Raw genomic sequence first — 18,783 nt, 5'->3', positions numbered from 1 at the left:
CAGACGGGAGAATGAGTATTTTCGCCATCAGAAAGCCCGATCAGCGCGGCGTGAGTCTCAGCCAGATGCCGTCCTGCGAGCGCACGGTCAGATGGGCGACGGGCACGGGCGTTTTCCCAGCCACGGTTTCGATCCGAAAGGCGCGCAAGATGAGCGCGAGAAACAGCGGCCCCTCGACCATGGCGAACCCGGCGCCGGTACAGACGCGCGGCCCGGAGGAAAACGGAATGAAAGCATCGCGCAGGCAGGCCTTGCCATTCTCGGTTTTGAACCGGTCCGGGTCGAAGGCGTCGGGGCTGTCCCAGAAAATCTCGTGCCGCCCGAGATGCCAGGGCGAGAGCACAATCTGCGCGCCTTTCGGCACGTCGCGTTCGCGAAACCGCACCGGGCATTTTGCCTCGCGCACCATCATCGGCACCGGCGGATAAAGCCGCAGGGTCTCGCGGAACACATCCTTGATGAAGCGGAGTTTCGACAGATCGGAGAAGGTCGGCGCGTCGGGCAGACACAACGCCTCCTCCGCCGCGCGGGCCTGAATCTCGGGGTTTGCGGCCAAAAGCCAAAGCGCCCAGCCAAGCGCCGTGGCCGAGGTTTCATGCCCGGCGAGGAAAAAGATCGCCACCTGATCGACCATCTCTTCCGTGTCGAACCGATCTCCGGTGACCGGGTCCGCGGTGGTCATAATCTTGGTCGCCAGATCGTCGGGGGCCGTGCCCGCGTTGATCTCCGCCATGCGTGCCGAGGTCAGATCGGTGATCAGCTTGCGGATCGCTTTCGCGCCCTCGCGGGTTTTCTTGCGATGAAACCGGGGCAGCCAATTCGGCAGCGGGATAAAGGCGGCGATGTTGAGAATAGGCTGGGCGCGTTGATAGCCTTGGAACTCGTCGAACACCTTCGCCGCCGCCTCATGCGTGATCGGGATCGAGAACAGCGTGCGGAAAATCACATCCGCCGCGCCCTCCGAGGCGAGGGGTTCGATGTCGAAGGCACCTTGCTGGGTTTTGAGCCGCGCCACCATCGCCTGCCCTGCCCCGAGCATTGCCGGAAACGTGTCCTTCAGCCGCCCGCCTTCAAAAGCCGGGTCGATGATGCGGCGTTGTTTCAGCCATGTGTCGCCATTGGTGAGGAACACGGAATTGCCCAGAAGCGGCCGAAGCCCCTCCGCCACGCGCCCGGATTTCGGAAACTCCATCGGCGCCTCATTGAGCACACGTTTGACCAAAGACGGCTGGTTGACCAGAAAACTGCGGAAAAACGGCGTCTTATATTCCGCCATCCACGCCCGATAAAGCTTGGCCGGTTGCGCCGACAGGAGGTCTTTGCGGAAGAGTTTGACGTAATTGCGCAGGCTGGTTTTCTCGGGGCGCGGCGTTGGTTTCGGCGGGATCACAGCTTTCCCTCCTCTGCCATCTCCGTGAACCGATTGGCCGGTGTGTCGATCCGCGAGGGGCTTGGCACGGCCCCGGCAAAGCGCGCTGCCAATGTCTCGCCGCCCGCCGTGATCTTGAAATAGTCATACTCCGCAGGGCGGTCGAAGGCGCAAAGATACTGAAAATGCAGGCGGAAAAAGCGGCGTTTCAGGCTGGCCTGTTTTTCGGGGCTGAGCGTCTGGGTGAAGGCAGCCGAGATCACGAGGGGCCATTTCTGATCCGCGGGCGCGACGCCAGAGACTTTGATCGGATCGCAAAGCGCGAAAGAACACGGATCGCCGGGCGCGGTCACATCGAGCCAGAACAGCTCATCGCGGGTCGACAGATAGGCCAGATCGCGGCGCAGCACCTTGGCCTCCGGCAGGTAGGAGACCATCGGGACGACATGGCCGAGGCTGAGGAAGGACAGCACCGGACCTCGCTCCGGCACTTCGCCTCTGCGGATCAGATCGGCCAGAATTTGGATGCCGAGATGCGCGCCGGAGCTGTGACCGACCACCAGAACCTCGTCCCACTCCTCGCGCAGAGCCTCTGCGATCTCGGACCGAAATTCCTCCATCCGCGCACGCAACGCGGGCGGATCGGCACCGCGCCAACGCGCCGAAAACCCGTAGTCATGCATCAGGTAATAGGCGAAAATCTTGCCGTCCCGCGCCTTGAACCAGCGCAGCAGCAGGTAGGCCACGAGGAGGCCGGGCACCAACCCAACCCAAGCGCTTCCCAACAAGCTGCCGATCCATGTGACCAGCGCAAGCACCAGGATCGCGATCAAAAGCTGCGCCAAAAGCACGCCGATCGGATAGAGCGCGGCAATCACCGGCCCGCGACGTAGCTTCATCAGCCGGAACAGAGCGCCGGTGGAAATATAGGTCCATGCGGTGCGCGCGAGGATCAGATAGGTGCGGAAAATCCCCGCCTCCATGCTCTGCTGCACGATGTCGGACCAGACCAGCACGTCGATGTCGCTGTGGGTCTGCGCGCCCTCGATTTCACCCGCCACGGACCAGCCGAAATTGCGACCCTTTTTCGGAGCGAGGCTCAGGGCATAGCCCGAAATCTCCGCCTGCGCAGCACCTTCCTTGCGGTAAAGCTCACGGTAGCGGCGCGGCGGAATCGGATCGTAGCCCGGGATGTAGAACACCCGGCGCCGCGTCACCTCTTTGCCCTGCTCGCTCATACCGAAAACCTTCAACGTTTCCGATAACCTAGCGCGGGTTTTGGGCGAAATTAAGCCCTATTAACCCAATTGGCTCAGCGCCGGGAAGGTTTCCAAAAGCCAATAGGACAGGCGCGAAAACGCCCCCGTGACCATCAGCAGACCCACGAGCAGCAACAGCCCGCCCATGATCTTCTCGATCAGCCCCATATGGCGTTTCAGGCGGTTCATCACACCGACCGCGCGGGTGATGAAAATCGCCGACAGGAGGAACGGCAGGCCAAGCCCGATGGCATAGGTCGCAAGCAGGGTCGTACCGCGCGACACCGAGCCTTCGGAGGCGGCCATGGAGAGGATCGCGCCCAGCTGCGGCCCGATGCAGGGCGTCCAGCCGAAAGCAAATGCCAGCCCGAGGATATAGGCCCCGAATGCCGTGCCGCCCTTGTCGCCCGCATCCAGCCGTGCCTCGCGGTCAAGGATGGAAATGCGGAACACCGACAGGAAATGCAGGCCCAGAATGATGATCACAACACCGGAGATACGGGAGAAAAGCACCTGATTTTTCAGGAAAAACATCCCAAATGCCGAGGCTGTGAAGCCCATGAACAGGAACACCGTCGAGAGGCCCAGAACGAACATCAGCGCGGGCAGGATCGCCTTGCGCGAGCCTTTGCCGCCGCCCGTGAGCTCATTCATGGAAATCCCGGACATATAGGCGAGATAAGGCGGCACGATGGGCAGAACGCAGGGGCTCAGAAACGACACCATGCCCGCGGCGAGGGCCACGAGCATCGAAGGCAGGAGCGTTGCGTCAAAAAGATCAATTCCGAACATGTGAGCCTCATGCCAGAAAACCGCCGCCCCGCCTAGCGCCTCCTGTGTCGCAGCGCCTCACATTCCCGTTGGGGGATGTTTCAGTGGCTCACACGGTTCCCAAAGCGACAACAAAATGAAAAACGGCCGGGACAGACCCGGCCGTTTTTTTCAGTCTTTTCGGGACGCTCAGCGGCTCCACCAGCCCCGGCGCTTCGGCTTGTCATCCGCCTCGGGCGCGGCTTCCGGCTCACCCGCCTCTGCCATTTCCGGCTCGGGCGTTGCCTCTTCGGCAACCGGCTCCACCGGCAGTTCCTCTGCAACAGGCTCAGCGATCACCGGCTCTGCGACCGGTTCCTCTGCAACCGACACAGAATCTGCGGGCGCTTCGGCGACAGGCTCGACGATCTGCTCGGCAACCGGCGCTTCCGGTTCTGCCACGGCCTCGACAGGAGCTTCCACCGGAGCCTCCGTCACAACTTCTGCCGCAACCTCAACCGGCGCTTCGGCAGCCACAGCCTCAGCGGCTTTCGCAGCCTTTTCGGCTTCGATCTCCGCTTTGGTCCGGCGTTTGCGCTTCGGTTTCGGCTTGGCGTCCGCGTCAACCGGCGCAGCTTCCACGTCGCCAGTAGCCTCCCCAGCCGCTTCGCCTTCGGCAGCTTTCGCGGCTTTTTCCGCCTCGATCTCAGCCTTGGTCCGACGCTTGCGACGCGGCTTCGGCTTAGCCTCGGCCTCAACCGGAGCAGCTTCCTCACTCACCGCATCGGCCGTCACATCCGCTTCGCCCTCGGCGCTGTCGTCTTCCTCGGCGGCGTCATCGGCGCTCTCCTCAGAGCCGTCCTCGGACCCGGTCTCCTGCCCGTCGACCGTATCGGTTTTCTTGCGACGACGACGACGGCGACGGCGTTTCTTCGGCTTCTGATCGTCCCCGTTGCTCTCTTCCGAAACCTCTTCGGACACGGTTTCCGAAGCGGTTTCCGTAGCCTCGGCCTCGTCTTCCACCAGATCCTCGTCCTCGATCTCCTCGTCGTAATCCGCCATCAGATCGGCAGAGGCGGAGATCACGGGGGCGACCACTTCGGGCACCACGCGGGTTGCCGTCTTGAACCGCTCCATGGAGAAATCCGGCGAGATCAGGAACGGATCGGCTTCGATCCGCACCGCCATGCCATAGCGCGTCTCGATCTGGGCGATCTTTTCACGCTTCATGTTCATCAGGTAGTTTACGATCCCGACCGGTGCCTTGAGCAGAACCTCACGGGAGCGTTTGCGCGTCCCCTCTTCTTCGATCTGACGCAGGATCGTGAGCGCCATGTTGTCGTCGGAACGGATCAAACCGGTGCCGTGACAATGCGGGCACGGCTGGGTCGTGGCCTCCAACATCCCCGGACGCAGGCGCTGACGCGACATTTCCAACAGGCCAAAGCCCGAGATGCGGCCCACCTGAATGCGCGCGCGGTCGGTTTTGAGTTTGTCTTTCAGACGCTTCTCGACCGCCGTGTTGTTGCGGCGCTCTTCCATGTCGATGAAGTCGATGACGATCAGACCGGCCAAGTCGCGCAGACGTGCCTGACGCGCCACCTCTTCGGCGGCCTCAAGGTTGGTCTTGAGCGCGGTTTCCTCGATCGAGCCCTCTTTCGTGGCCCGGCCCGAGTTGACGTCCACGGCGACCAAGGCCTCGGTCACGTCGATCACGATATAGCCGCCGGATTTGAGCTGCACCACCGGGTTGAACATCCCGGCGAGGTAGCTTTCCACCTGATAGCGCGCAAACAGCGGCAGGCTCTCGCCATAATGTTTCACGTTCTTGGCGTGGGACGGCATGATCATTTTCATGAAGTCCTTGGCCTCGCGATAGCCGCCATCGCCCTCGACGATCACCTCGTCGATGTCCTTCGAATAGAGATCGCGGATCGACCGTTTGATCAGGTCGCCCTCTTCGTAGATCTTCGCGGGCGCCACCGATTTCAGCGTCAGCTCGCGGATCTGTTCCCACATGCGTTTGAGGTAGTCGTAATCGCGTTTGATCTCCGTTTTGGTGCGCTGTGCGCCCGCCGTGCGGATGATCAGACCGGCGCCCTGCGGCACTTCAAGTTCGCCTGCGATCTCTTTGAGTTTCTTACGGTCTGCGGCATTCGTGATCTTGCGGGAAATGCCACCGCCACGCGCGGTGTTCGGCATCAGCACGCAATAGCGACCGGCCAGCGACAGGTAGGTGGTGAGCGCCGCGCCCTTGTTGCCGCGCTCTTCCTTGACGACCTGCACCAGCATGATCTGGCGCACTTTGACGACTTCCTGGATCTTGTATTTGCGCGGACGCGGTTTGCGGCGCGGGCGGATCTCTTCGGTGGTGTCGTCGTCGGCAACGCTTTCGATGCCGTCATCGGCCTCTGCGGCCTCCGCATCGTCTTCTTCTTCGTCGTCTTCGTCGTCGCTCTCGGGCGCGTCATCCTCAGAGGTTTCGTCTTCAGAAATTCCATCCTCGGAAACAACCTCTTCCGCGACGGTTTCCGCCTCAACCTCTTCCGGCTCTTCGACCGGCGTGTCATGCACGGTGAACGCAGGCGACGTGCCCTCTTCGACAGAGCCCCTGTCCTCAGAACCGTTCTCTTCAGAACCGGTGTCCTCGACCACGGCCGCATCCGTGATCATCGCGTCGGCCTCGGAGGCCTCCGGTTCGATCACATCCATACCTGCCACAGAGGCGCCGTCCTGATCGGCCTCGTCGAGCGAAACCTCACGGGTTTCGATCGCATCCGCGGATTTGACCTCCTCGGCACGGGTCTTGGAACGGGACCGGGACCGCGAGCGACGCGAGCGCTTCGGCTTTTCCTCTTCCTCTTCCTGAGCCTTGGCATATTCCAGTTCCTCAGCCAGCAGCGCCTCACGGTCGGCCAGCGGGATCTGGTAATAATCCGGGTGAATCTCGGAGAAGGCGAGGAACCCATGACGGTTTCCGCCGTAATCCACGAACGCCGCCTGCAAGGACGGCTCGACGCGGGTTACCTTTGCGAGATAGATGTTGCCAGCGAGCTGGCGTTTGTTTTCCGATTCAAAGTCGAATTCCTCGACCTTGTTTCCGTCGACCACCACAACGCGGGTTTCCTCCGCGTGGGTGGCGTCGATGAGCATTTTCTTTGCCATTGAATCTGTCTTCCGGCACCCGAAACGGGCGCACCTCCGTGTCCGAAGATGACGCGTTGATCCGGGTGATATTTTGGGGCGTGCAGTGCGGGCAAGACGGCGGGGGCGCTGGCGCCCGCTCTGTGCTCTGATCTTGCCTCTGCGCGTTGCATCGCGGTTCTTCTCCGGCGCTTAGCGAGGCATCTGCCCCTCGGCGCCCGTTCAAATCCCTCTGACCTTGTCTATAAGGCTTCGGGCGGTTCGTGCCGGGGGTTTTGTCATGCCTCCGACGGTATCGGTCTGCTCTGCGGGGAAGCCTCGGGAATGGCCCTGAGTTCCAACACACGCATGCAGCGAATCTGTCTTACGCGGTTTCCGGGACGGCCAAGCGCCCGACGGACCTGCGTTCTTATATCAGTAGTGATGCATCTGCCTTTAGACAACACGCAAATTCATCGAAACGCCATTTTCGCCTCTGGTGGCGGGCTTTCCGGCGGATTCGCCTCAAATTAACGGCATAATGGTTAACACTCTCTTGCGCATCTTCGCCTTCACGCCGCGCCACCATGCCCTGCCTTGTGCAAGAGAACAGAGACTGAGTGCCGCGCTGCACACAAGTCACTATGTTCATTTTCAATCAGAAGATATATTTAAACTACAGAAATTAGCAAAAAAGCGCAGAACCCCGCGCATCCCGAAAGGACATATCATGACCCGTATCGCTCTTCTGGTCGGCTCGCTCCGCAAGGACTCCCAGACCCTGAAACTCGCCAAAGCCCTTACCAAACTCGCCCCCGCTGACATGGCGTTCGATTTCGTGCAGATCGGCGACCTGCCGTTCTTCAACGAAGATCTGGACACCGACACCCCGCCCGCGGCCTGGACACGGTTCCGCAACGACATCAAGGCCGTTGATGGCGTTTTGTTCGTGACGCCGGAATACAACCGCTCGGTTCCTGCCGCGATCAAGAACGCGCTCGACGTCGGCTCGCGCCCCTATGGTGCCAGCGTCTGGGGCGGCAAACCGGCCGGGATCGTCACCGCAAGCCCCTCCGGCCTCGGCGGCTTCGGCGCCAACCACCACCTGCGTCAGCCGCTGGTGTTCCTGAACATGCCCACCATGCAGCAGCCCGAAGCCTATATCGGCAACCTGTGGAACCTGTTCGACGAAGACGGCAACATCGTCACCGAAGGCACCGAGGCTTTCCTGAAATCCTGGATGGAGGCCTATGCGAAATGGGTCGCGGATCACATCTGAGGCACTCCCCCGGCCTCGGATGTGGAAAAGGCGCTCCGTCATGGAGCGCCTTTTTTCGTTTCATGCGTGTGAATTACAGGTAATCCGAGCGCTGCAAACCGTATTTGGCCATCTTCTCGTTCAGCGTCCGGCGCGGCAGGCAAAGCTCGTCCATCACCGCCACGATCGACCCTTTGTGCCGCCGCATCGTATTGTCGATCAGCATGCGTTCAAACGCTTCGACGTACTCTTTCAAGGGCTTGCCCTCAGTCGTCATCGTCTGCTGCTCCGGTGCGTCGCTTTCCGACAGGAGAAGCGAGGTGATCGAGCCGGACCCACGGCGGCTTTGCAGCACGGAGCGCTCCGCCACATTGATCAACTGGCGAATATTGCCCGGCCAGGGTGCTTGCAACAGTTGCGCTGCCTCCTGCGCCGAGACCTCCGGCGCGTCGCAGCCGTATTCCTCGGCAAATTGTTGAGACAATTGGGTAAAGAGCAACAGGATGTCCTCGCCCCGCTGTCTGAGCGGCGGCGTGGTGATCTTCATCGCCGCAAGCCGGAAATAGAGATCCGGGCGCAGCGCAGACTCGCAGGTCCGCCCCTGTTCCTGAAGGTTGCAGATCGCAATGACGCGGGTCTCCGGCGGCGTGCCCTGCTCGTCCATCCATTTCAACAACCGCGCCTGAAGCGGCATCGGCATCGCCTCGACATCTTCGAGCACAAGCGTGCCACCCCGCGCCTCCTCGATGAGCGGCTGAATCTGCCCGTCCGGGTCCGGCCCGAACAGCCGCTTGGTCAGGTCCGCCTCATCGCGCCCCGCGCAGGCGAAGGTGATGAATTTCTTCGAGGCCCGCGTGCCCACGGCATGAAGCGCATGCGCCACAAGCGTTTTTCCGGTCCCCGTCTCGCCGTCGATCAAAACATGCCCGTCGGCCTGCCCCAGATCGAGAATGTCCTCGCGCAGACGCTCCATCACCGGGCTTGCCCCGATCAGCTTGTTCATGATCCCGGTGCCGTCCGACAATTCGCGGCGCAGCATCCGGTTGTCGAGCGTCAGACGGCGCGCATTGGTGGCTTTCTTCGCCAGTTCGGTCATCCGGTCCGGGTTGAACGGTTTTTCGAGGAAATCGAACGCGCCGATCCGCATCGCCTCCACCGCCATCGGCACATCGCCGTGGCCGGTGATCATGATCACGGGCAACCCGCTGTCGACGCTCATCAGTTTTTTCAGAAACTGCATCCCGTCCATCCCCGGCATCTTGATGTCGGTGATCACCACGCCCGGATAATCCGCGCCCAGCGATTTGACCGCGTCCTCGGCACTCGCAAAGGTTTCGGTGTCGAACCCCGAAAGCGCCAGCCATTGGCTGATCGACTGCCGCATGTCCTGTTCGTCATCGACAATCGCGATTTTCATTGCCGTCGCCATGGTCTCTTCCCTTCTTCTTCCGGCCCTTATCGGACCTTGAACGTGTGGACGGGATCATTCCGCCGCGTGTTTCGCCTCTTCCGACAGAGGCAGCACCATTTCAAAAGCCGCACCGCCCCCCGGACGGTTGCGCGCCATCAGCCGCCCGCCCAGTTCGGTGACGATCCCGGACGAGATCGCAAGCCCGAGGCCAACCCCGTCGCCCGGAGCCTTGGTGGTGTAGAAAGGCTCGAACAAAGTGTCGAGGTCTTCGATCCCGGTGCCGTTGTCACGCACGGTCACGCTTGCTTGAGTGCCGCCTGCGACACCGCCGGTCACGAGGATCTCGATCTGCGGCTCGTCCGAATTCTTCGAGGCGTCGAAAGCGTTGCGCAACAGGTTCACCAGAACCTGCTCCAACCGCACCCGGTCGCCATCGACCACCACCGGCTCCGGCGGCAGGCTTCGGATGATCTCCACCGCGCCCTGTTTGAACTGCGGCTCCATCATCGACAATGCCGAAGACACGCACTCACGCAGGTCGATCGGCTGCAACTGATCGGAGCCTTTGCGGGCATAGGATTTGAGCTGTTTGGTGATCGCGCCCATGCGTTCGATCAGATCGTCGATCCGCCCGAAGGACGCCAAAGCCTCCTCGGAGCGCTTGCGCTTGATCAAAAGCCGCGCCCCCGCAAGATAGGTTTTCATCGCCGCCAGAGGTTGGTTCAACTCATGGCTGACCGCCGCCGACATCTCGCCCAGAACCGCAAGTTTCGAAGATTGCGCCAGCGTCTGCTCGGCGACCTCAAGACTTTTCTCCGCGCGTTTGCGTTCGGCGATCTCGCGTTGCAGCGCGGCGTTCAACTGGCGCAGCTCGGCGCTTTCGCGTTGGAAAAGCCCGGCCCGCGACACGGCGCGGCGCGAGGTCAGATAAAACGCCCCCGCCAGCAGAATGGCAAAACCCATGATTTCCAGCGCCAGAACCCCGTTCACCGCATCGCGCACCGAGGAATAGGTGGTGAAAGACGTCATCCGCCAACCGCGAAACGGAATGCGGCTTTCCAGACGCATCACCGCCTCGCCGCCCAGATAGGCCTCATTTGGGTCCGGGGACCAGTCGGTGGTCAGTTGAAAGGCGCGCTCGATGGCGGTGGGCGCATCGCGGGCGGCAAGCGCCTCCGTCTCCGACTTCGAGCGCCAGCGCGGCTCCGTAGACAGGATGATATTGCCCTCGGAATTTACCACGATGACCGCATCCGAAATCCCCGCCCAGGTCTTTTCGAACTTGGCGAGATCGACCTTGACCACAATCACCCCTGCCAGCGCACCGTTCACGTCGATCCGGCGCGAATAGCTGAACTCATAGGCGTTATTGTCCAGCGCCGTGGTCTTGAAAATCGTGTCATTCGAGCGCAACGCATCGATGAAAGACGGCGACTGGCGATTGTTCGCGCTCAAAAGCGAGCGATCCGTGGCCGCCACCACCCGCCCGCTTTCATCGAGCAATGTGATCCCCGCCGCGCCGATCTCATCGACATAGGCGATCAGATGTTGCGAGGTTTGCGAGAAATCCCGCGAGGTCAGCGCCCCCACAAGGATCGGGTCCCGCGACAAAAGGATCGGCACGATGGAATTGCGCTGCAACTCGCTCATCAGGTTGCCGGCATAAAGCGCCTGACGCACCTCGGCGCGGTTGCGTGTCAGCGTGGTGTAGCGTTCGGTCAAAAGCAGATTGCTGACCCAGATCACCCCGGTCGCCACCGCAACAAACCCCACAAGCGCCAGCCGTCCGGCCCAGCCCATGGTGCGCGCGCGTCTGGACCGCCGTCCGGCACTCCGTTCAGCCCGCTGTTTTCCCCCGATGATGTCGCGTTCGCTCATGCCGCCCAGATTACGCCCGCCGCATGCCCCGCCGCAAGGGGCCGCCGCACAGCCTCGCTCCCCGCATGCGCAGGGTTTGCGTCGATTTGAGCAAATTCCCGCCTGTGCGGCAGGGGTTTAGGCGGAAACAGGTCAGCCAGAACCTCAGGCCGAAACCAGAGCCTCCATCAGCGAGGTAAAGAACAGCTTGCCGTCCTGATTGCCATGCTGGGCCTCGGCGGCGCGCTCCGGGTGGGGCATCATGCCGAGCACCCGGCGGTTCTCCGAGAGAATGCCCGCGATGTCGCGTTTCGAGCCGTTCGGGTTGTCGAGATACCGGAACGCCACACGGCCCTCGCCTTCGAGCATATCGAGCGTCTCTTCGTCGGCGGTGAAATTGCCGTCATGGTGCGCGATCGGAATGCCGATATGCTGCCCTTGGGCAAACGCCGAAGTATAGGGGCTGTCGGTGGTCTCGACGGCCAGCGGCACGGTCTTGCAGATGTATTTCAGCCCGGCGTTGCGCAGCAAAGCCCCCGGCAGAAGCCGCGCTTCGGTCAGAACCTGAAAGCCGTTGCAGATGCCGAACGCATAGCCGCCGCGCTCGACATGGGCCTTGAGCGAGGCCACCACCGGCGAGTTGGCCGCAATCGCACCGCAGCGCAGATAGTCGCCATAGGAAAACCCGCCCGGCACACCGACCACATCGACACCCGCCGGAAGCTCGGCATCCTTGTGCCAGACCATGGTGACATCGGCCCCTGCGTTTTTCAGCGCCATATACATGTCGCGGTCGCAGTTGGATCCGGGGAATTGCAGAACGGCGGCTTTCATCGGCGAAACTCCTGTTCGGGCTGTGCGGAGGGCTGTTTAGGCGCCTGATACGCCGGGGCGGCCTTCGGATCAAGCCTTCAAACACAAGAACCGGGACCCCGGCCCCGTCTTATTCCGGCCAGACCACCCTCGGGATGATTTTCGTGTCACAGTCGTCATCGACAATCCCAAGCTCAAGCCGGTAGACGAACCCGTCGAAGCGCCACCGATCGGTGCTGAAACAATCGCCGATCCCCCGCCCCTTGTAATGGCTCTCAAAGCCATCGGCATAATCCAACAGCTCCCAAAGCCCGAATTCATAGTGGTCCTCTCCCAAGTGACGCCCCGCCGCGCGCACCGGCTCCACACCGTCGAGCAGAGGCCCCAGAAGATAGACATTCGAGCCGACGTTATAGGCTGCCGTCCAGCAGGATTGCGCCAGAACCCTGATCTCGGGATGCCCCTCCACATGCTTGATCCCCGCCGGGTCGTCATAGCTGGACATCTCCCAGTCTTCGCACATCTCCGTGGTGATCTCGCGGGCCCGCACCTCAAGTGCAGCCCAATCCGGTTGACGCCAAGTGAGCATCCGGGCCGGGGGCACCCCGCCCTGCTGCTCCTCGACCCAGAGCACACCGGCCTTGATCCCCGCCAGAGACGTCCCCTCGCTGAACCCTTCCTCCTCGGGCGCAAACTCGATCACCGCCCCGTCGAGCAACGCCTGCGGAAAGGGAAACTCCACCTCCTGCGGCCAATCCACACGCCTGTCGTCAATCTCAAGATGACCGTTCTCCGGCGCCATCTCCAACACCATGCCACCCTCGACGCTCAGCACCCAAGGCCCGCCCCGGTTGCTTCGCATCAGGGCCAACCAAGGATAGGCGCGCGGCAAAAGCGTGCAATAGTCCGGGCCGCATTCCGCCTGCCATTGCTTGTGGTGAAACCGGGCGATCTCGTCGGCGCGGGCCGAGCCGGGCAAAACCGCGCCAGTGGTCAGGAGGGCACAGACAAAGGCGGAGGCGGGATCGCGGAAACGCATGGGAACACCCTGTCGCAACGGGAAATGACCCGTCCTTGATACAGGCTCCCGACCGTGGCGCAAGCCTCATTGCCCCCGGCTCACCGCGTCACCCGCACCTGCCAGCAAGTGTTGCGCGCCGAGCGAATGTCGACAAAGGCGATCTCGTCGCGCGCCAAAAGCTCCGCGCAATAGGCCTCGATCTCCGCCTGCGGCGTCACCCGCCCGGTGCCATAGACAATGCGTTCGTCGATGTTATAGCCCTTGATCAGGTACTCCGGCGAAGTGGTCAAAATCTCCGGCAGCCCCTCTCCCCGATAGGGCGCGCAATGCGCGGCACAGAGGAAAATCGGCCCGGTCTCGGCATAGGGGCTGATCTGCGCAAAAGGCCTATGCGCACAGATCAGCATGCCATGCCCCTTGGGAATGTTGCACAGGCAATGACGGCAGGGCGCGGCATCATAGGGGTTCAGAACGAATTCCGGCTCTTGTCCATTGGCATCGGGTTTGCCCAGACGCAGCGCATGGGCGGTGAGGGTCGGCAGGCCTTGAAAGATCATCGCGAAAACTCCTTTTCCTGTCTTTCCAAATAGAAAAAGCCCCGCATCGCGGCGACCCGGATCTTGTGCAAAGCGCCTGCCCTTCCTCTTCGCCTCCCTCCTGCGCACCGATCCTGTGCCTGAGCAAACAGAGCGCCCCCTTGCCCCACCCTGCCCCGACTTCTTACGTAGATGGCAACACGCTGCCCCTTCCGGGCAGTGACGAAAGGATATGTCATGAAAACCCTCGGTTTCCTCTCCTTCGGCCATTGGGCCCCCGAGCGCGGCTCGGCGGTGCAAACCGCCTCCGATGCTTTGCTGCAATCCATCGACCTCGCGGTCGCCGCCGAAGAGCTTGGCTTGGACGGCGCCTATTTCCGCGTGCACCACTTTGCCCGCCAACTGGCCTCCCCCTTCCCGCTTCTGGCCGCCATCGGTGCTCGGACCTCGAAAATCGAGATCGGCACCGGCGTGATCGACATGCGCTATGAGAACCCGCTCTACATGGCCGAAGACGCAGGCGCCGCCGACCTGATCGCGGGCGGGCGGTTGCAACTTGGTTTGAGCCGTGGTTCGCCCGAGCAGGTGATCGACGGCTGGCGCTATTTCGGCTACCAGCCCGCCGAGGACGAAGACGCCTCCGACATGGCCCGCCGCCATGTTCAGGTGTTTTTGCAACAGCTCGAAGGCCGGGGGTTCGCCCAGCCGAACCCGCGCCCGATGTTCCCGAACCCGCCGGGATTGCTGCGTCTTGAGCCGCATTCCGAGGGGCTGATCGACCGCATCTGGTGGGGCTCCGGCTCGAACGCCACGGCAAAATGGGCGGCCATGCTCGGCATGAACCTGCAAAGCTCGACCTTGAAGGACGACGAGACGGGCGAACCCTTCCACGTCCAGCAGGCCAAGCAAATCCGCGAATACCGCGAGGCGTGGAAAGCCGCTGGGCACACGCGCAACCCGCGTGTTTCGGTGAGCCGCTCGATCTTCGCCCTCGTGAACGACATGGACCGGATGTATTTCGGTCGTGGCGGCAAGGACAGCGACCAGATCGGCATGATCGACCAGACCCGCTCGATCTTCGGCCGCGGCTATGCCGACACGCCGGATCGTCTGATCGAGCAGCTCAAGAAGGACGAGGCGATTGCCGAAGCCGACACGCTTCTCCTGACCGTCCCGAACATGCTGGGCGTCGAGTACAACGTCCATGTGATCGAAACGATCCTGAAAGAGGTCGCACCGGCGCTGGGCTGGCGGTAAGCGCCTCGTCACTCAGGTCACAGAACAAAAAAGCCGCCCTCAACCGGGGCGGCTTTCTCATTCCAATCCTCTGATCCCTCAGAGAATTTCGATCTTGTAGCTCTCGATCACCGTGTTCGCCAAAAGCTTGTCGCACATCTCGGTGATGGTCGCCTCCGTGGTGCCATCGGCCAGATCCAGCTCGATCACCTTGCCCTGACGGACCTCGTTGACGCCCTCGAACCCAAGCGCGCCGAGCGCGTGTTGCACGGCGGCGCCCTGCGGGTCCAGAACACCGGTTTTCAGCATGACAAAGACGCGGGCTTTCATGAAGTCGTTCCTCTCAGTGGTCCCTTTGACGCTATTCGGGTCGCGCCTTCCGGGGCTTTCAATTGATGATCTTGGGCGAGTCGACGTCTTCGATCGGGCCGTTCGTCGGCAGAACGCCAAGACGACGCGCCACTTCCGTATAGGCATCGGTCAGCGAGCCGAGGTCGCGACGGAACACGTCCTTGTCGAGCTTCTGGTTGGTCTCGATGTCCCACAGGCGGCACGAGTCCGGCGAGATTTCGTCGGCCACGATCAGACGCATGTAATCGCCGTCCCAGACCCGACCGATCTCGATTTTGAAATCCACCAGACGGATGCCGACGCCATACATCACACCCGACAGGTAATCGTTGACCCGCAGCGCCAGCGCCACGATGTCGTCGAGATCCTGTTGGCTCGCCCAGCCGAAGGCGATGATATATTCTTCCGGCACCAAAGGATCGCCCAGCGCGTCGTCCTTATAGGAGAACTCGATGATCGGACGCGGCAGACGCAGCCCTTCCTCGAGACCCAGACGTTTCGCCATCGAACCCGCGGCATAGTTGCGCACGATCACTTCCAGCGGCACGATCTCGCACTGGCGGATGAGCTGCTCGCGCATGTTGAGGCGTTTGATGAAGTGGTTCGGAATGCCCAGAGCGGTCAGACCGTTCATGAAGAACTCGGAGAGGCGGTTGTTCAACACGCCCTTGCCCTCGATGGTCGCGTGTTTCTGCGCGTTGAACGCAGTCGCGTCATCCTTGAAATACTGCACCAGAGTGCCCGGTTCCGGACCTTCGTAGAGCGTTTTCGCTTTGCCTTCGTAGATTTTCTTGCGGCGCGCCATGGGGCCTCCAAAGCTAGTGGGGCCGGGAATCATTACGACCGGCCACTTCAGATGCGCTCTTTAGGGCAAGGCAACGCCGGGGGCAAGGTGGCCGCGCCCCTCATGGCCAAGAGTTCCTCCTGAAATTCCGCCTGCCCCCGCATCGGACCTGCCCGACGTTTCATCAGGACATTGATCTACATCCTTGCCCGATCCCGTCTCCGAGGGCATAATTCCAAACAAGAGGTTTAAGAGGAGGAGCCTGCCATGACCACCTTCGACGAACGCGAAGCGGCCTTCGAAAGCAAATATGCGCATGACGCCGAGCTTCAGTTCCGCCTGGAGGCGCGCGCCGATCGCAAACTCGCGCAATGGGCGGCCGAAAAACTCGGCAAAGCCGCCAGCGAGATCGAAACCTACACCGCCGAGGTGATCCGCGCCGATCTCAAAGAGTCCGGCCCGGAAGACGTGATCGCCAAAGTGGCCGCCGATCTCGGGCCTAGCACCACCGCCATGACCGTGCGCGAAAAATACGCCGGTTTTCTGGCCGAAGCCAAAGCCGAACTGACCGCCAGCTAACGCTCCGGCGACAGTTATCGTTCACCAAAGCCTCACCTCAAAGTGACAGGCGCAAGGGTCCGTATCCCCATACGGACCCTTGTTTTTCTCCGCACATCTCCGACATGTTCAAGACACCCGCCCCCGGCTCCGGCCCCCTGCATCCCCCAAGGACAGCGGCCCCGGCAGAGGACAGGCCACAAGAAAACCTGCCGCACGAAGACAGACCACAAAAAAACAGACCGCTGTGCCATGATCCTCGCCCGGTCGCGCCACAGTCAAGGCGGTCCGCTTTAATCGAATCTTGGGAAAGCGCGCTTATGCCTGACAGGACCGTAGGTGGGACTCCCCGCTGCGACCCCGAAACGGCCCAGAAGAGGAGCACGGGTCCGATGCAACACAGTCCGATCGAGATCGAGAAAGCCCTCGACCTGCCCCAGCCTCCGGACGCGCCGCCAGCCCAGGCGCAGCCCGCAGATCCTGCGGGCCTGCGCAAACTCATCGGCAAACAGGCCCTGCCGCTGGCCGTCATGCTGTTTTTCGGCTGGCTTCTGTGGGAAAAGGTCGCGCATCTCGACATTCACGCCGTGCTCGCCACCATCGCCGGTATCGAACCCCTGCAATGGGGCATGGCCGCCCTCGCCACATTGGGCAGTTTCTGGGCCGTCGGCCAATATGACCGCGTGCTGCACGCCCAGCTCGGCACCGGCATCTCCGACCGCGCCGCGCGCAAAAGCGGCATCGTCGCCATCGGGCTTGCGCAATTTTTGGGCTTCGGCGCGCTCACCGGCACGCTGATCCGCTGGCGCATGCTCCCCGAACTGACGCTCTGGCAGGCCGCGCGCCTCTCCGCCGCCGTGGCGCTCTCCTTCCTTGCGGGCTGGGCCGTGGTCGCCGCCGCCGCCCTGATGTTCTTTCAACCGGAACTGCCCTGGATCAAGACGCTCGCCACCGGCGCAATCCTTCTGGCCGCCACCATGGCGATCCTGTCGATCTACCCGCCCCGGCCGCTCGTCCGCGTCCCCTGGCCCTCGCTACGCACCATGGCGACCGTGATCGGGCTGGCCGCCATCGATACGATCTGTGCCGGTCTCGCGCTCTATGCGCTGCTGCCCGAACATCTCCACCTGCCTCTGGGCCACACAATCTCCGCCTATCTGTTCTCTCTGGGCGCCGGTCTCATCGCCTCCACCCCCGGCGGTCTCGGGCCGTTCGAGGCGACGCTCACCTCGCTTCTGCCCGATGTGCCGCTGGAACCGCTTCTGGGCGCGGTGGTGGCCTTCCGTCTGGTCTATTACGTCATTCCGGCGTCGATCTCCGCGCTCGTCATCCTGCGCGGGCCGCGCCAAAGCAATCTGGCGCAAGAACCGAAACTGGTCAAAACCGACCCCAAGCCCTTCCTCTCCCCCCAGCTCGAAGTCCAGATCTTTGCCGCGCCGCGCGCCGAGGCCGGGTTGCTCAGAACCCGCGACTTCTCGCTTCTGACCGCCAGCGACGGCACCGGCCTCGGCCTTGCCGCGCCCATCGGGCAATCGCTCGTCATGCTCTCCGACCCGCTCGCCGCCCGCGCCTGCCCCTCCGCCACGCGCGAGGCGCTGGCCCGCGCCGCCGCCCGTCGCTACCGCATGCCCGCGATCTACAAATGCGGTGCACGCATGGCCGCCTCCGCCCGCGCCGCCGGCTGGCGCGCGCTCCCCACCGCGGAAGAGGCCTGGCTGCGCCCCTCTGAATTCTCCCTCGACGGCTCGAAATACCGCCAGCTCCGCCGCATTCTGCGCAAAGCCGAAGAGGCGGGCATCCGCACCACAGAGGCCAGCCATCACCACCTGCCGCTCGATCAGATGGACCGCGTCGCCGCCGAATGGCTCCAGTTGCGCGGTCGTGAGCGCGGCTTTTCCATGGGCACATACGATCGCGATTACATCTCGTGCCAACGCGTCTTCCTCGCCTGGCAGGGCAGCAATCTCGTGGCCTTCGTCAGCTTCCACGAAAGCCGCAGCGAGATGACCCTCGATCTCATGCGCTTCGGCCCCGCCGCCCCCGATGGCACGATCCAGCTCCTGATCGCCGCCGCTATCGAGAGCGCCCGGGCGCAGGGCGTGCCGCGCCTGTCTCTGGCTGCCGTGCCTTGGCAGGGCGAGGACAGCGATCCGCTCATCCGGCGTCTGCGCGCGAAATTCCTCGCCCGCTCCGGCGCCGCCGGTCTGCGCCGCTTCAAAGCCGCCTTCGCGCCGCATTGGGAAACCCTCTATCTCGTCGCGCCTTCCCGCATCGCGCTGGCGGTCTCCGCCATGGATGTGCTGCGCCGGGTCACTGCGCCGCCGCCGAAGCCCACCGGCAACCCGATGAAGGCCGCCCGTTTCGCCACCCACAGCACCCTGCGCCTCTCGCGCCTGTTCCCCGGCCGCCACCGCTGAGTCAGGCCCCGAACGCCAATGTGTGCCCTGCCTCATGATC

Annotated in this window: 15 protein-coding genes; 4 read left to right on the top strand and 11 right to left on the bottom strand. The window is 62.6% G+C overall.

Features of this window, described 5'->3' with window-relative positions:
* Window positions 1-40 precede the first annotated feature (40 nt).
* The 4 genes from V1471_RS02980 to V1471_RS02965 all read right to left on the bottom strand — a co-directional run bounded on the left by V1471_RS02980 (window position 41) and on the right by V1471_RS02965 (window position 6,543).
* The gene (locus tag V1471_RS02980; protein ID WP_434286820.1) at window positions 41-1,390 is read right to left on the bottom strand and encodes a cytochrome P450; all 1,350 of its coding nucleotides are present in this window, start codon (window positions 1,388-1,390) and stop codon (window positions 41-43) included.
* Window positions 1,387-2,607 carry a hypothetical protein gene (locus V1471_RS02975; RefSeq protein ID WP_434286819.1) on the bottom strand — a complete coding sequence of 407 codons (1,221 nt, stop codon included), beginning with the start codon at window positions 2,605-2,607 and terminating at the stop codon, window positions 1,387-1,389. The genes V1471_RS02980 and V1471_RS02975 overlap by 4 nt, the downstream gene beginning before the upstream one ends.
* 60 nt (window positions 2,608-2,667) lie before the next feature.
* Window positions 2,668-3,420: a cytochrome c biogenesis CcdA family protein gene (locus V1471_RS02970; RefSeq protein ID WP_434286818.1), complete on the bottom strand. Its 753-nt coding sequence runs from the start codon at window positions 3,418-3,420 to the stop codon at window positions 2,668-2,670.
* A gap of 168 nt (window positions 3,421-3,588) precedes the next feature.
* A complete protein-coding gene (locus tag V1471_RS02965; RefSeq protein WP_434286817.1) occupies window positions 3,589-6,543 on the bottom strand; it encodes an Rne/Rng family ribonuclease in 2,955 nt (984 codons plus the stop codon).
* Window positions 6,544-7,231: 688 nt separating this feature from the next.
* Here V1471_RS02965 and V1471_RS02960 point away from each other — a divergent pair.
* Window positions 7,232-7,780 carry an NADPH-dependent FMN reductase gene (locus tag V1471_RS02960; protein WP_434286816.1) on the top strand — a complete coding sequence of 183 codons (549 nt, stop codon included), beginning with the start codon at window positions 7,232-7,234 and terminating at the stop codon, window positions 7,778-7,780.
* Window positions 7,781-7,853: 73 nt separating this feature from the next.
* Here the strand turns inward: V1471_RS02960 and V1471_RS02955 are convergent, their stop codons facing one another.
* The 5 genes from V1471_RS02955 to V1471_RS02935 form a co-directional block, all read right to left on the bottom strand.
* Window positions 7,854-9,188 carry a sigma-54-dependent transcriptional regulator gene (locus tag V1471_RS02955; RefSeq protein WP_434286815.1) on the bottom strand — a complete coding sequence of 445 codons (1,335 nt, stop codon included), beginning with the start codon at window positions 9,186-9,188 and terminating at the stop codon, window positions 7,854-7,856.
* A 54-nt stretch (window positions 9,189-9,242) separates the two neighbouring features.
* Window positions 9,243-10,970 (bottom strand): sensor histidine kinase, encoded by a 1,728-nt coding sequence (locus tag V1471_RS02950; RefSeq protein ID WP_434290851.1) that lies wholly within the window; start codon window positions 10,968-10,970, stop codon window positions 9,243-9,245.
* Between the two features lie 222 nt (window positions 10,971-11,192).
* Window positions 11,193-11,861, bottom strand: coding sequence for a phosphoribosylformylglycinamidine synthase subunit PurQ (gene purQ, locus V1471_RS02945; RefSeq protein ID WP_434286814.1), 669 nt, complete (start codon window positions 11,859-11,861; stop codon window positions 11,193-11,195).
* A gap of 109 nt (window positions 11,862-11,970) precedes the next feature.
* Window positions 11,971-12,879 (bottom strand): DUF1176 domain-containing protein, encoded by a 909-nt coding sequence (locus tag V1471_RS02940; protein WP_434286812.1) that lies wholly within the window; start codon window positions 12,877-12,879, stop codon window positions 11,971-11,973.
* A gap of 80 nt (window positions 12,880-12,959) precedes the next feature.
* Window positions 12,960-13,418 carry a DUF1203 domain-containing protein gene (locus V1471_RS02935; RefSeq protein ID WP_434286811.1) on the bottom strand — a complete coding sequence of 153 codons (459 nt, stop codon included), beginning with the start codon at window positions 13,416-13,418 and terminating at the stop codon, window positions 12,960-12,962.
* A 216-nt stretch (window positions 13,419-13,634) separates the two neighbouring features.
* Here V1471_RS02935 and V1471_RS02930 point away from each other — a divergent pair, with 216 nt between their 5' ends.
* A complete protein-coding gene (locus V1471_RS02930; protein WP_434286810.1) occupies window positions 13,635-14,654 on the top strand; it encodes an LLM class flavin-dependent oxidoreductase in 1,020 nt (339 codons plus the stop codon).
* A gap of 78 nt (window positions 14,655-14,732) precedes the next feature.
* Here V1471_RS02930 and purS read toward each other — a convergent pair whose 3' ends face one another.
* Both purS and purC read right to left on the bottom strand, forming a co-directional pair.
* Window positions 14,733-14,963: a phosphoribosylformylglycinamidine synthase subunit PurS gene (gene purS / locus V1471_RS02925; protein WP_434286809.1), complete on the bottom strand. Its 231-nt coding sequence runs from the start codon at window positions 14,961-14,963 to the stop codon at window positions 14,733-14,735.
* Window positions 14,964-15,021: 58 nt separating this feature from the next.
* Window positions 15,022-15,789, bottom strand: a complete 768-nt coding sequence (gene purC, locus V1471_RS02920; protein WP_434286808.1) for a phosphoribosylaminoimidazolesuccinocarboxamide synthase — start codon at window positions 15,787-15,789, stop codon at window positions 15,022-15,024.
* Between the two features lie 246 nt (window positions 15,790-16,035).
* Between purC and V1471_RS02915 the strand changes: the two genes are divergently transcribed.
* Together V1471_RS02915 and V1471_RS02910 are read left to right on the top strand one after the other, a co-directional pair.
* Window positions 16,036-16,347, top strand: coding sequence for a DUF1476 domain-containing protein (locus V1471_RS02915; protein ID WP_434286806.1), 312 nt, complete (start codon window positions 16,036-16,038; stop codon window positions 16,345-16,347).
* Between the two features lie 371 nt (window positions 16,348-16,718).
* Window positions 16,719-18,743 (top strand): phosphatidylglycerol lysyltransferase domain-containing protein, encoded by a 2,025-nt coding sequence (locus V1471_RS02910; protein WP_434286805.1) that lies wholly within the window; start codon window positions 16,719-16,721, stop codon window positions 18,741-18,743.
* Window positions 18,744-18,783: the final 40 nt, after the last annotated feature.

Source organism: Celeribacter sp. SCSIO 80788 (genome assembly GCF_051054295.1).
Taxonomy (GTDB): domain Bacteria; phylum Pseudomonadota; class Alphaproteobacteria; order Rhodobacterales; family Rhodobacteraceae; genus Celeribacter.
Note: the sequence above shows the minus strand (reverse complement) of the source record. Positions and strands in the feature narration are given on the sequence as shown.

Coding starts and splice junctions, on each gene's coding strand:
- V1471_RS02975 (WP_434286819.1), bottom strand. CDS start 2,607: ATGAGCGAGCAGGGCAAAGAGGTGACGCGGCGCCGGGTGTTCTACATC.
- V1471_RS02970 (WP_434286818.1), bottom strand. CDS start 3,420: ATGTTCGGAATTGATCTTTTTGACGCAACGCTCCTGCCTTCGATGCTC.
- V1471_RS02965 (WP_434286817.1), bottom strand. CDS start 6,543: ATGGCAAAGAAAATGCTCATCGACGCCACCCACGCGGAGGAAACCCGC.
- V1471_RS02960 (WP_434286816.1), top strand. CDS start 7,232: ATGACCCGTATCGCTCTTCTGGTCGGCTCGCTCCGCAAGGACTCCCAG.
- V1471_RS02955 (WP_434286815.1), bottom strand. CDS start 9,188: ATGGCGACGGCAATGAAAATCGCGATTGTCGATGACGAACAGGACATG.
- V1471_RS02950 (WP_434290851.1), bottom strand. CDS start 10,970: ATGGGCTGGGCCGGACGGCTGGCGCTTGTGGGGTTTGTTGCGGTGGCG.
- purQ (WP_434286814.1), bottom strand. CDS start 11,861: ATGAAAGCCGCCGTTCTGCAATTCCCCGGATCCAACTGCGACCGCGAC.
- V1471_RS02940 (WP_434286812.1), bottom strand. CDS start 12,879: ATGCGTTTCCGCGATCCCGCCTCCGCCTTTGTCTGTGCCCTCCTGACC.
- V1471_RS02935 (WP_434286811.1), bottom strand. CDS start 13,418: ATGATCTTTCAAGGCCTGCCGACCCTCACCGCCCATGCGCTGCGTCTG.
- V1471_RS02930 (WP_434286810.1), top strand. CDS start 13,635: ATGAAAACCCTCGGTTTCCTCTCCTTCGGCCATTGGGCCCCCGAGCGC.
- purS (WP_434286809.1), bottom strand. CDS start 14,963: ATGAAAGCCCGCGTCTTTGTCATGCTGAAAACCGGTGTTCTGGACCCG.
- purC (WP_434286808.1), bottom strand. CDS start 15,789: ATGGCGCGCCGCAAGAAAATCTACGAAGGCAAAGCGAAAACGCTCTAC.
- V1471_RS02915 (WP_434286806.1), top strand. CDS start 16,036: ATGACCACCTTCGACGAACGCGAAGCGGCCTTCGAAAGCAAATATGCG.
- V1471_RS02910 (WP_434286805.1), top strand. CDS start 16,719: ATGCAACACAGTCCGATCGAGATCGAGAAAGCCCTCGACCTGCCCCAG.